The 13,099-nt window shown below is 34.8% G+C and carries 13 protein-coding genes; all 13 read right to left on the bottom strand.

Annotated features, from left to right (window positions below; all coding sequences use genetic code 11):
• Positions 1–34 precede the first annotated feature (34 nt).
• The 13 genes from C1H87_RS15595 to argC all read right to left on the bottom strand — a co-directional run bounded on the left by C1H87_RS15595 (position 35) and on the right by argC (position 13,072).
• Positions 35–790, bottom strand: a complete 756-nt coding sequence (locus tag C1H87_RS15595) for a hypothetical protein (RefSeq protein WP_102756702.1) — start codon at positions 788–790, stop codon at positions 35–37.
• Entirely contained in the window at positions 780–1,481 is a 702-nt protein-coding gene (locus C1H87_RS15590; protein ID WP_102756701.1) for a hypothetical protein, read from the bottom strand. The genes C1H87_RS15595 and C1H87_RS15590 overlap by 11 nt, the downstream gene beginning before the upstream one ends.
• A 42-nt stretch (positions 1,482–1,523) precedes the next feature.
• Positions 1,524–2,390 (bottom strand): alpha/beta hydrolase, encoded by an 867-nt coding sequence (locus C1H87_RS15585; protein ID WP_102756700.1) that lies wholly within the window; start codon positions 2,388–2,390, stop codon positions 1,524–1,526.
• A gap of 283 nt (positions 2,391–2,673) precedes the next feature.
• A complete protein-coding gene (locus C1H87_RS15580; protein ID WP_102756699.1) occupies positions 2,674–3,132 on the bottom strand; it encodes a cupin domain-containing protein in 459 nt (152 codons plus the stop codon).
• Positions 3,133–3,478: 346 nt separating this feature from the next.
• Entirely contained in the window at positions 3,479–4,753 is a 1,275-nt protein-coding gene (gene argH, locus C1H87_RS15575) for an argininosuccinate lyase (protein ID WP_102756698.1), read from the bottom strand.
• A gap of 120 nt (positions 4,754–4,873) precedes the next feature.
• The gene (locus tag C1H87_RS15570) at positions 4,874–5,941 is read right to left on the bottom strand and encodes a M20 family metallo-hydrolase (RefSeq protein WP_102756697.1); all 1,068 of its coding nucleotides are present in this window, start codon (positions 5,939–5,941) and stop codon (positions 4,874–4,876) included.
• Between the two features lies 1 nt (position 5,942).
• Entirely contained in the window at positions 5,943–6,719 is a 777-nt protein-coding gene (gene argB / locus C1H87_RS15565) for an acetylglutamate kinase (RefSeq protein WP_102756696.1), read from the bottom strand.
• 139 nt (positions 6,720–6,858) lie between these two features.
• Positions 6,859–7,797: an N-acetylornithine carbamoyltransferase gene (locus C1H87_RS15560; RefSeq protein ID WP_102756695.1), complete on the bottom strand. Its 939-nt coding sequence runs from the start codon at positions 7,795–7,797 to the stop codon at positions 6,859–6,861.
• 68 nt (positions 7,798–7,865) lie between these two features.
• Positions 7,866–8,627, bottom strand: a complete 762-nt coding sequence (gene proB / locus C1H87_RS15555; protein WP_102756694.1) for a glutamate 5-kinase — start codon at positions 8,625–8,627, stop codon at positions 7,866–7,868.
• 2 nt (positions 8,628–8,629) lie between these two features.
• Complete coding sequence (locus C1H87_RS15550; RefSeq protein WP_102756693.1) at positions 8,630–9,826, bottom strand: glutamate-5-semialdehyde dehydrogenase; 1,197 nt, start codon at positions 9,824–9,826, stop codon at positions 8,630–8,632.
• Positions 9,827–10,033: 207 nt separating this feature from the next.
• Positions 10,034–11,179 carry an aspartate aminotransferase family protein gene (locus C1H87_RS15545; RefSeq protein ID WP_102756692.1) on the bottom strand — a complete coding sequence of 382 codons (1,146 nt, stop codon included), beginning with the start codon at positions 11,177–11,179 and terminating at the stop codon, positions 10,034–10,036.
• A gap of 1 nt (position 11,180) precedes the next feature.
• Positions 11,181–11,975 carry a pyrroline-5-carboxylate reductase gene (proC, locus tag C1H87_RS15540; protein WP_102756691.1) on the bottom strand — a complete coding sequence of 265 codons (795 nt, stop codon included), beginning with the start codon at positions 11,973–11,975 and terminating at the stop codon, positions 11,181–11,183.
• Positions 11,976–12,088: 113 nt separating this feature from the next.
• The gene (gene argC / locus C1H87_RS15535; RefSeq protein WP_102756690.1) at positions 12,089–13,072 is read right to left on the bottom strand and encodes an N-acetyl-gamma-glutamyl-phosphate reductase; all 984 of its coding nucleotides are present in this window, start codon (positions 13,070–13,072) and stop codon (positions 12,089–12,091) included.
• Positions 13,073–13,099: the final 27 nt, after the last annotated feature.

Below are 13,099 nucleotides of genomic sequence, written 5' to 3'. Positions count from 1 at the left end.
AAGGTATTAAACTAAGTTGTTTAAATGCTCTATACTACAATTCGTTTTCTGTTTCTTTTGAATTGATTAATTCAATTAATTTATTTAATGAAGCCTTGACTTTATCTGATTGACTTTTATTTAACATTAATTCGGCCTTCTTTTTCATTCCACTATAATTGGCATCTGGATAGAGTGTAATCAATTCAGAAAAGTATTTATCAATACCTCCGGCAAGTTTATTCTTTCCGTCTTCTGTAAATGCATCTTCGTTATTTATCTCATCCAGATAAATTATATAATTATTGATTATAGTTTTAACGTTAGAATTAATTATATTTTTAATGCTTAACGAATTTGGATCGTCAGCATTTTCAATTATCCGGTCATTTCCTAATTTAAAATATTTAAGTTGTAATCCTAAACCAAAATGCCAAACAGCCAACATTTCTTTATCGTATAAATACTTGTCTTTACGGTCGGTTGCTTGATAAATTTGAGTCATATCTTTCCAATGCTCAAAAAATTCGGTTGCAACACTATTTCGATGATTCAATCCTAATTCATTATCATCAAGAACAATCTTGTAATTCTGTTCATCTGTTAACTTTTCAACAATTATCCTCTGTTCGGGATTATCAAAAGTTGGTTTCTTTTCGTCGTCTTCATAACCAAACCTTAGTTCTAGTATCACTTCATCATAATCATTGGTATCCCAATACCTTTTATTAATAGGAAACTTATGCTTCTCTGTTTCACAGTTGGTCAATGTTAAGCATACTAAGGCAAAAAGGAAGGTCTTAATTTTCATTTTTAATTATAATTTTTGGGTTTTCAAATATCGCGAGTAAATTTAATAAACTATCAACTTCTTTCTCATATCTTTTTTGTTCACTTAAAACATAGCTGTGAAAAGTGTTGAAGTCATATTCTTTTTGGAATGACCTTTCTTCTTTTTTAATGTCCCTAATAATATCATTAATTTTATCTTTCTCAAAAGTATTTAAATTAGATATTTTCTCTCGTGCCTTGCGAGCGTACAACTCTGTTATTTTTATGTGATATTTTTCGTGATTTAAAAGCTCCTTACTGTTCGTATGCTTGTTGTAAACAAAAGAACGTGAGGGATGAAATAGAGATTGAACGGTTACTGAATTGTCTTCGATATCACTTTCAATTGTGGTTACAACGTATGCAAATCTGGTATTTCCATAAAGTGACTTTTTAAAAAATTCTAGCCCTCTAAAGTTCTCGAATGTAATTTGCTCATATTTATCGAAAGTAATTGGTTTTTCGTAGTTTAAATAATTCGTGTGACTTATAATTGCAAATACAGCTAAAAGTGGAATTAAAATAGCAAAAGTATACTTTGTGAATTTTAAAAGTTTTTTGAATGGTTTTCTATTTCCTCGCTTTCTTTCTTTAATAACAAAAATCAACTGATAGAATAAAGGAGAGAAATATAACAGTAAAATTAAAGTCGCTAATAAGTTTTCATTCATTCAAACAACTATTATTAATATAAAGCATTTAATAATTCCTTATTACTTCTGATGAAACGTATTAGATACAAACTCCAGTACCTCCGGAAGTGCTGTTCTCCAATACGTCCAGGTATGTCCCCCATCTCTAATTCTAAACTCATGATGCACCTTCTTTTTACGAAGTGCAATGTGTACCAGGCTATTTCCTTCATATAAAAAATCGTCATCACCACAATCGATATACCATTTTATAGATTCTATGTCTTTCTTAGTCATTGATTCTATAAGTGACAAAGCACTATAATTTGATAGATATTCCTGAGCTTCGGCGTCACTAGCTTTGTAATTATAATACCGTTTTGCCATATTTTTAACTTCTTCAATCGATTTTGGACCAACATAAGCACTTAACGGACATGCTGATGAAAATAATTCAGGATGACGCAATGCGTACATAAATGAGCCGCCGCCACCCATTGATAGACCTGCTACTGCTCTATATCTCTTTTCTTGCTTTATACGGTAATTGGTTTCCACATATGGCATGAGTTCCTTAAAAAAATAATCTTCGTAATCCCAATCCCCTCTAATGTCATTAAAATACCCGATACGATTCGTGTAAGCGTCTGGCATTACGATAATCATTGGTGTGGCTTTACCTTCCTTAATAGCCTTATCTGTTATATGGAGCACTTCTCCAAACTGAACCCAACCTGTTTGATCATCGCCAGCACCATGTAGCAAGTACAAAACCGGATAATCTCTTTGAGACGTTTCGTAATCTGGTGGTAAATAAATGGCAAAATTTCGGTCGCCCTTTAAAATTTTACTGGTATGTGATAGTTTATCAAATACTTTTCCTGTTTGCGCAAAACTTATTGAATATAGTATAACACACAGACTAAGAAATATGTATTGTTTTTTCATTTTAAAACCTATTTAATTTATGGACTTAATATAGGTTCTAATTTAATTAATATTTATGGTTAATTTAGTTTATTTAGGAAATTTATAACGTAACCATTTTATCTAGATTCACCATTTTATTTGTAAACCCAGACAGCAGCAAAATACGTCATAAACAAAAAAAGGAACCTAAAAACCATTTGAATGATTTTAGATTCCGATTTATATTATTTTAGAAATGATTACGGCAATTTATGATAGATTAAAACCATCCATTTCTATCACTCAGATTAATCAGTATTTATTATTGCCTAGCGGCTTGAACTTCTAAATTTTTAACTGCCAGATCATGAGGAGAACCGCACTTATCTCCATACTCTGAAAATACGGTATAACCCTTTTCACTAACGACACGGTAAGGTGTCCTTGATGGTACTAATACCCAATCACCTGCTTTATGAAGCATGCCATTTAGTTTAAATTCGCCTTCTATAACATAACGAAACACGGGCTCTTCGTGCATGTGAGTATCCACAAGAACATTAGGCTCTACCTTAGTGACAATAGCCATTTGGTAATGAGCAAAATCGATAGGAATAACTTGTTTAGATATTTTATTGGGGAATTGTTTTACTTTAGATTTTTCCTGCCAATTTTTCATTTGAGTACTACTAATGATTTTCTCGGCTTTTAGCGGATCTATTATTTCCTTAAGGTTTAAATAATCAAAACTTCCATCGCTTTCTACATTTTTGTTTTTCATGATTTTGTCATTTTAAATTAATAGTTATTAGTTTTAATATTTTACTTCGTATTGTTATACCAAATCTCTCACCAATAGGCAAATAACTGTTGTGATGAGCAATTACATAGTAGAACACAAAACAAATGTATAGGATTTTTACTACAACAAAAACAAAGGAATATAATTAGGGGAAAATTCCCCTATTGAGCAGGGGGCTTTTTTTTAAACTATAAATCAAATAGTTACATGTTTAAGTAAGAGTTTCTAATGTAAACGAAAAACGAGGAGCAACCTCATCAAAATGAGATTGCTCCTCGTTTATATTTTATCCTGCAAAAAACGACAGGATTTTAAGTAAATTTATTTAATCCGGAAATTTATCGCGTATCTTATCTAAGCATAAATTATGGATACTTCCCACATGTGTATGATGCTTAGAGGTATCCGGAACATAGGTTCCATCTTGTACTTGTCCACCTATTTTTTGGTAAGCTTCTCTAAAGCTTTGTCCTTCCACTACCAACGTGTTTATATTATCTACAGTAAACAAGTATTTATACAGGTCGCTGTTAATGTCGACATCTTTTACAATAATTTGCTGCATGGAGTAATTGAAAATATCCAGAATATCTTTTACTTCTTCAAAAGCGGCAATAATGTTTTCTTTTAACAGCTGAAAATCCCTGTGATAACCACTAGGTAAATTGTTAGTTATTAAAACCATTTCGCTTTGCAAGGCTTGTATTTTATTACACTTTCCTCTAATTAATTCAAATACATCCGGATTCTTTTTATGAGGCATAATACTACTTCCCGTGGTTAACTCATCTGGAAAGGAAATAAACCCGAAATTCTGACTCATATACAAACAGGCATCCATCGCAAAACGAGACATGGTATTACATAAACTCCCCAAACTTACTGCTATGGTTCGCTCACTTTTTCCACGACTCATTTGTGCTGCTACTACATTATATTTTAGAGTAGAAAAGTCCATTTCCTTGGTCGTTAATTCTCTATCTATAGGGAATGAACTTCCATAACCTGCAGCAGATCCCAACGGATTTTGATCTACGGTTTGAATAGCTGCGTTTAGCAGGTATACATCGTCTATCATCTGCTCGGCATAGGCTGAGAACCAAAGTCCGAATGATGATGGCATAGCGACTTGTAAATGGGTATATCCTGGTAGTACTTTGTCTTTGTGGGTTTCGGCTAGTTCCAAAAGCGTATCAAAAAAAGCTTTTGTTTTTTCTTTTACTATCCCCAGGTTCTCTTTATAATACAGGTGTAATGCCACTAAAACCTGATCGTTTCTGGAACGTGCTGTGTGGATCTTTTTACCGACTTCTCCTAAAGATTTAGTGAGTTCGAATTCTATTTTTGAATGTACATCTTCAAACTGAGGATCGATAACAAACGTTCCGTTTTTAATCTGATCTTCTAAGGTTTTTAATCCGCCAAGCAATTCAACTAATTCTTCAACAGTTATAATACCCACTTTTTGAAGCATTTTAGCATGTGCTTTAGATGCTATGACATCGTACTTTGCTATATGAATATCTATCTCTCTATCGTTTCCAACAGTAAATTGCTCTATTTTTTTATCTATTGATATTCCTTTGTCCCAGAGTTTCATGTTAAATTTCTGCGAAGGCAGAAATCTCTGCCTTCATTTTTAATTATTATTTTCTATAATTCTTTCAGTTATATTTGAGACCCTTCGACAGAACTCAGGGTGACAGTCCGTTTCAATGTGCTAAACGATTACACGATTCAACAATTCTATATAAATCTTAACCCCTTCCTCAATCTCATTCACATAAATAAACTCATCTGCCGAATGCGAACGTGTACTATCGCCTGGTCCTAATTTTAACGACGGACATGTTAATACGGCTTGATCTGATAGTGTTGGTGAGCCATAGGTCGTTCTACCAATAGCTATTCCAGCTTTAACTAAATCGTGATCTACAGGAATACATGACGAATTTAAACGTAAACTACGTGGCGTAATGCTTGTACATGGTGATTGCTCTTGTAATATTTCTGCAATCTCGGCATTACTATAAGCATCATTTACACGAACATCGATAACTAAATCTACATGTCCCGGAACTACATTGTGTTGTTTACCAGCATTGATTTGTGTAACGGTTAGCTTTACGTCTCCTAATGCTTCTGATCCTTTTTCGAATTTAAAATCTTTAAACCACTGTAATACATCAATGGTATTGTAAATAGCATTATTATCGTTAGGATGTGCTGCATGACTTGGCGTTCCTGAAATTACAGCATCAAAAACCACCAGACCCTTTTCAGCTACTGCCAAATTCATGAGTGTTGGTTCTCCAACTATAGCTACATCTACCCTTGGTATAACGGCCAACATACTATTTAATCCGTTTGGTCCACTGCTTTCTTCTTCTGCAGAAGCAACGAGAACCAGGTTATATTTTAAATCGTCTTGACTATAGAAATAAGTAAATGTGGCAATTAAAGCTACTAAACATCCTCCTGCATCATTACTCCCTAAACCATACAGTTTACCGTCCTCTACACTAGCTTTAAACGGATCTCTGGTGTAGGCACTGTTTGGCTTTACGGTATCGTGATGTGAATTTAGCAACAGTGTTGGCTTACTTTCATCAAAATACTTGTTTACTGCCCAAACATTGTTTTGCGTTCTTTTGTAATCAATATTATTGCGCTTAAACCAATCTTCTATATGCAAAGCAGTTTGATCTTCTTCTGAAGAAAACGACTGCGTTTCTATCAACTTTTTTAAAAGCGATATGGCATCGTTAGTTAAGTCCTGTTGCGTCATGTTATAAAGTTATGGTTGTAAAATTATCATTTTCCTGGGTTAACATAGATGTATTTCCCATATTAATTTTGCCTACGCCATTATTTAGGGCTTCAAAACAATTATGCAGTTTGGGTAGCATCCCATCGGCTATAATCCCTTTTTCCAATAGGTCTTTATATTTCTCTGAGTCGATGTGTTTTACAACCGAATTTTTATCATTAATATCTTCTAAAACACCGTTTAACTCAAAACAATAATAAATGGATGTTTCGTATAAATGGCTCATCCCTACTGCGACTTGCGACGCTATAGTGTCTGCATTCGTATTTAGTAATTGTCCCTTACCATCGTGCGTAATGGCACAAAAAACGGGTGTAAAATTAGCTTGAATTAGCTTATCGATAGATTCGTGTGCTACTTGTTTAACATCGCCAACAAAGCCAAAATCGATTTCTTTTACGGGTCTAATATCTGATGCAATGCTATTTATATCGGCTCCTGTTAAACCAATAGCATCGGTATTTAAGGCTTGTAATTTGGCAACTATATTTTTATTAACTAAACCGCCATAAACCATAGTGATTACTTCCAAGGTATCGGCATCGGTAATACGTCTGCCGTTTATCATTTTAGATGCTATACCTAATTTGGATGCCATTGATGTGGCACGCTTACCACCTCCGTGTACTAGGATTTTTTTCCCTTCTAAATTGGAAAACAGTTTTAAAAAGGCTGTTAAAGATGCTTCGTCTTCAATGATGTTGCCTCCTATTTTTACTATGGATAGTTTTTCCATTTTAATTTATTCTATTAATTTAGATTTCGACTTTAGCCTGTCTTAAACGGAGCCGAAATACTCAACCTGACATTTCAATTTTAGTTTATCTTGAGCGTAGTCGAAAGACTCAGTGTGACATACGTGACTCGATAATCTGTTATAAATTTTCCAATAATTTTTTAAGTACTAATTGAGCTGCATAGGTTCTGTTATTAGCCTGTTGAATAACCAACGAACTATCACTATCTAAAACAGCGTCTTCTACTACTACATTTCGTCTTACTGGTAAGCAGTGCATAAATTTAGCATCTCCTAATTTTTCTTTGGTAATCATCCAGTTAGGGTCTTCGCTTAAAATTTTCCCATAATCTGAATACGAACACCAGTTTTTGGTATATACAAAATCGGCATTTGCAAACGCTTCTTCCTGATTATAAATGATAGGTGTATTACCTGTAATCTCTGGATTTAAATCGTAACCTTCGGGATGGGTAATTACAAACTCAACATCCATTTTTTGCATGGCTTGTACAAAACTATTTGCCACGGCATGGGGCAAAGTTTTTACATGCGGTGCCCAACTTAGCACAACTTTTGGTTTTGCTACTTTAGCGTGTTCCGAAATGGTTAGCGCATCGGTTAACCCTTGTAAGGGATGTCCGGTAGCACTCTCCATATTTACTATAGGCACTGATGCGTATGTAACAAACGACTTTAAAACCTGCTCGCTTTCGTCTTTTGTTTTATCTGTTAAGGTTGGAAATGCTCTTACTGCAATAATATCACAATATTGCGACACTACAGCTGCGGCTTCCTTTATATGTTCTGCAGTATTACCATCCATAACGGTACCATCTCCAAATTCGATACCCCATGCATCCCCAGACACATTCATAACGATAGGATTCATGCCTAAATTCAATGCCGCCTTTTGTGTACTTAAGCGGGTACGCAAGCTTGAATTAAAGAACAATAACCCAATGGTTTTGTCTTTTCCTAAGGTTACATCTTGTAAAGGGGCTTGCTTTAAGGCTTTAGCATCTGCTATCCACGAATTTATGTCGTCTATATCGTGTATGGAGGTGTAATGTTTCATTGTTTAATAGTTGTTATTTCTTTTAGACTTGTCAGGTTTTAAAAACCTAACAGGTCTACTTTATTCTATTATTTTATTTTGGTAAACGGAATCTTATTTTCGAAAGCATTCGTTATAAAATTATCTTCTAATCCGTTTACAATCCATGTTTCTACGTTCGATTGTTTTGCTACTGAAATGGCATCTATTTTAGATTGCATGCCACCTGTACCATGAGTAGATTTAGAGTTTACGACCTGATTCTTTAATTGATTAAAGTCTTCAACTAGTTCTATGGTTTTTGGGGTTCCATTTTCTATGGATTCTTTGGTATAAATACCGTTTGTATTGGTTGCTATTATAAACAAGTCGGCATTTAAAAGCGAGGCCGTGAGCGCTCCTAATTTATCGTTATCTCCAAATTTAATTTCATCGGTTGCCACGGTATCATTTTCATTAATAATAGGTACATAACTATTGTTAACGAGTACGTTAATGGTATTTACAATATTGGTTTTACTCTCTTGTTTTTCAAAGTCTGAATACGATAATAAACATTGTGATGTTAACAATCCATATTCTCTAAAAATCTCCTGATATATTCTTATAAGATGGGGCTGACCTATAGATGCCAAGGCTTGCTTTACAAAAACATCTTTTTGCTTACTTTCCAGCTTTACAAACTGTTTTGCCACGGCAATAGCTCCAGAACTTACAATAATAAACTCACAGGTATCCTGTAATTTTGCTATCTGGTTTGCAATATCTTCAATCTTACCTCTAGAAATGTTATTAGTTTCTTTGGTAAGTGTATTAGACCCAATTTTTAGTAATATTCTTTTTTTCTTCATGGCTATCTTGTTTGTCCATTACCATGAACATACCATTTATTTGTTACCAAATGTTGCAAGCCTATAGGCCCTCTTTGGTGCAATTTATCTGTACTAATAGCTAGCTCGCCTCCTAATCCCAATTGACCACCATCTGTAAAACGGGAAGAAGCATTGTGATACACAGCGGCACTATCTACATTTTCCATAAATAGCTTAGCTTCTCCTTCATTGGTCGTGACAATAACTGATGAATGTCCACCAGAATATTTATTTATCATTGCTATAGCCTCTTCGGTAGAAGTAATCTCTCCCATAGCAATTTTATAATCTAAAAACTCTTCGAACCAGATATCGTCTGATGGAATTGGTTTTACCTCATCTAAAGCCGTTAAACCTTCATCTCCCAAAACCTCAACATCAAATTCCTTTAGTTTTGATATTAAATTCTTAACAAAGGCTTCTTTATTCGGCAAATCTTTATCGATTAATACTTTATCAATAGCATTACACGCCGATATTTTGGCTGTTTTTCCATTCACAATCAGATCTAATGCGATTTGCTGGTCTGCTTCTGGATGTACATACACAAAATTATTACCGCGACCACTAATTATTACCGGACATGTGGCATGTTGCTTTACAAAAGCGATTAGTCTTTCGCCACCACGAGGTACTATTAAATCGACATTCTGCGTTGGTTTTTCTAAAAAGGCTTGTGTTTCTGCTCTGTTAAATTGTAAATACTCTACCCAATCTGTAGAGGCTTCATTATCTTTTAAAGCCTGGTGCCACAAGGCAACAATTTTCAGGTTTGATTTTAGGGACTCTTTACCACCTTTAAGTAATATCTTATTACCTGATTTAAATGCAATACCCGCTGCTTCAACTGTAACATCTGGTCTGGATTCGTAAATAATTAACACTGTTCCAAACGATGCTGTTTTGTTATAAACTTGCATGCCGTTTTCATGCTTAAAACTAAAACGTTCTACACCCACAGGATCTTCTTGAGATGCTAAATGTGTTACTGCTACAATCATTTCGTCTACCTTGGCATCGTCCACTTTTAACCTGTCGTACATTGAAATATCGTCACCGTTATAAGCTTCTAAATCGGTTTTATTAATATCGATTATAGCCTGACGTTCTTGCTCTAAAAGCACAGCCATTTTAAGTAGTACGGCATTTCTTTTTTCTATGGATAATAGGGTATTCATCTTATTTGGTATTCAGTGTTCAGTATTCAGTTGTTCCAGTGTTCCAGTGATCAGTATTCAGTATTCAGTTTACAGTCTCTGTGTTCAGCCTAGCTATGTGTTGGCTACTTGTGTGATTTCTCCTTTTGGTCGAAATGACTCAATATTATTAATATTGTTTTGTCATGTCGATATGAGGCACGATTGAGACATCTCATAATATATAGTTTAAACTGTTTCTTGTATTTCTTCTAAAACCTTTTTAAGAGTTTCAAAAAATTGATCTACATGTTCTTTTTTAATGGTTAATGGTGGTAATATTCTTAACAGTTTTTTGTTAGCTGCGCCACCAGTAAAAATATGTTCATCATAAATGAGTTTCTTTCTTAGGTCTCCAACTTCAAAATCGAATTCCAGACCTAGCATTAAGCCTCTTCCTTTTATATTTTTTATCTGCGGAATTGTTTTCGCCTTTTCAACAAAATACTCCGAAATGATATTTGTGTTTTCTATCAGGTTTTCTTCTTCAATAGTATTTAAAACGGCTAAGCCTGCTGCGCATGCTAAATGGTTGCCTCCAAAAGTGGTTCCTAGCATGCCATATTTGGCTTCGATATCCGGGTGAATTAAAATCCCGCCTATTGGAAAACCATTCCCCATACCTTTTGCCATCGAAATAATATCTGGCGTAACATTATAATGCTGAAATGCAAAGAATTTACCCGAACGTCCATAACCACACTGAATTTCGTCTGCAATAAACATGGTATTATTGGCTTTACACAGTTTATCTACTTGTTCGAAAAATTCGACTGTTCCTTGATCTAAACCTCCAATACCTTGAATAAATTCTACAATAACAGCACAAACATCTCCTTTTTCCAACTCCGCCTTAACGCCTTCAACATCATTTAAGGGTAAAATTGTTACAGCTTGTTGTGCATTTATTGGTGCAATGATATTTTTATTATCGGTTGCTGCAACGGCTGCCGATGTTCTTCCATGAAACCCTTTGCTAAATGCAACAACGCGTTTTTTCCCTGTTTTAAAAGAGGCTAATTTTAACGCATTTTCATTAGCTTCTGCACCAGAGTTACATAAAAACAGTTCATAATCCTTACACCCTGAAAGTGCTTCAAGCTTATCTGCTAATTGTTTCTGTAACGGATTTTGAATAGCGTTTGAATAAAACCCTAAGGTATTAACCTGATTGGTAATAGCATCTACATAATTAGGATGGGCATGTCCGATAGAAATCACGGCATGGCCTCCGTAAAGATCTAAATACTCGGTTCCTTCGTCGTCATAAACGAGAATATCTTTCCCAGAAACGGGTGTTACATTATATAATGGATAAACGTCAAATAATGGCATTTTAATTCTTTTTTAGTTGGTTAATTTTTTCGAAAGAAGCTACTATACCTTGTATTAAAGCAGAGCTTAACCCTTGGTGTTCCATCGCATTTAATCCTTCGATAGTACAACCGCTTGGTGTGGTTACACGATCAATTTCTTGTTCCGGGTGTCTTCCGGATTCTATCAATAAACTGGCAGCACCGTAGCATGTTTGTGTAGCTAATTCGTGTGCTTGCTCGGCTTCAAAACCTAATTGAATGGCGCCTTGTGTTGTAGCACGAGCCAAACGCATCCAAAAGGCTATTCCACTGGCACATATAACGGTTGCAGCTTGCACCAGGTCTTCTGAAATTACCATCGTAGTCCCCAACTGATCAAATATTTTTTGTGCTAACCCTATCTTTTCCTGTCCTTTTTCGTTGGCACACAAACAGGTCATGGATTTACCAATTGAGATCGCAGTATTAGGCATGACCCGGATGATATTTTTATCGCTTCCAATAATACCTTCTATTCTTAGAATATCTACTCCGGCTGCTACAGAAATAATGACATGATTTTCTGTTATTTTCGGCGCAACACTAGTTAAAACAGCATCAATATGCTTAGGTTGAAGTGCGAAAATGACCATGTCGGATTCTTCAACAGCCAACACATTATCATCTGTTAGTGTTACATAATCTTCATTACTAAAAGCTTTAACAGCCGAGGTGTTTTTATCACTTAAATATAGTGATGTAAAAGACTTATTGTTAATGAGTCCTTTTGCTATTGAACTTCCTAAGTTTCCTGTTCCTATTATTGCTATTTTCATCGTTTTCTATGGGCCTCTCTTAACCTCTCCTAAGGGGGACAAGAAGCTATTATTTTATGTTATTATTTTTTATTCATTTAACCCTCTTCCTTTGGAGGGATTAGGGGAGCCCTTTAAAAATAAGTCCCCTTCAGCTTTAACCCTTCGGTTTCTTCTAGTCCGAACATTAAATTCATGTTTTGAATAGCTTGTCCAGACGCTCCTTTTAACAAGTTATCAATTATACTTGTAATCAACAACTTATTATTATGCTTATGTAAATGTATGATGCATTTATTCGTGTTTACCACCTGTTTTAAATGAATCGTTGCATCTGAAACAAACGTAAACTTGGCATCTTTATAAAAATCTTTGTAAATCGAGATGGCTTCTTCAACGGTGCCTTCAAAATCTGTATAAAGGGTTGCAAAAATGCCTCTTGAAAAATTCCCCCTGTTTGGCATAAACAAAATATCTGAAGAAAAATCGTTTTGCAACTGATTTACGGACTGATTTATTTCTCCTAAATGCTGATGCGTAAATGGCTTGTAATACGAAAAGTTATTATCTCGCCATGTGTAATGGGTTGTTGCCGATAACGATGTTCCTGCTCCTGTGGCTCCGGTTACAGCATTAATATGCACATCGTTATTTAATAAATCCTTGTCTGCTAATGGCAATAATGCTAATTGAATGGCTGTTGCAAAACATCCCGGATTAGCAATATAGTTAGCAGATTTAATGGCTTCTTTTTGTAATTCGGGTAAACCGTACACAAAGTTTTTACCGTCAAAAACCTTATCTTTTTCTAATCTGAAATCGTTTCCTAAATCGATAATCTTTGTGCTGTCCGAAAACGTATTGTTCTCTAAAAACTTCACCGAATTACCATGACCTAAACACAAAAACAATACATCGACATTTGGATTAACGGTGTCTGTAAATTTTAAATCTAAAGTCCCCACTAAATCCTGGTGGATATGACTAATTTTATTGCCAGCATTGGATGTACTGAATACAAAATTAATATTCGTTTTTGGATGCGATACTAATAATCTCACCAACTCTCCTGCTGTATAACCAGCACCTCCTATAATCCCAACTTCAATTTTTTCCATTTTTATACGATTTATTGTTGTGTTGTG

The sequence above is a fragment of the Flavivirga eckloniae genome (assembly GCF_002886045.1).
GTDB lineage: Bacteria > Bacteroidota > Bacteroidia > Flavobacteriales > Flavobacteriaceae > Flavivirga > Flavivirga eckloniae.
This window is presented reverse-complemented; position numbering and strand designations above follow the sequence as displayed.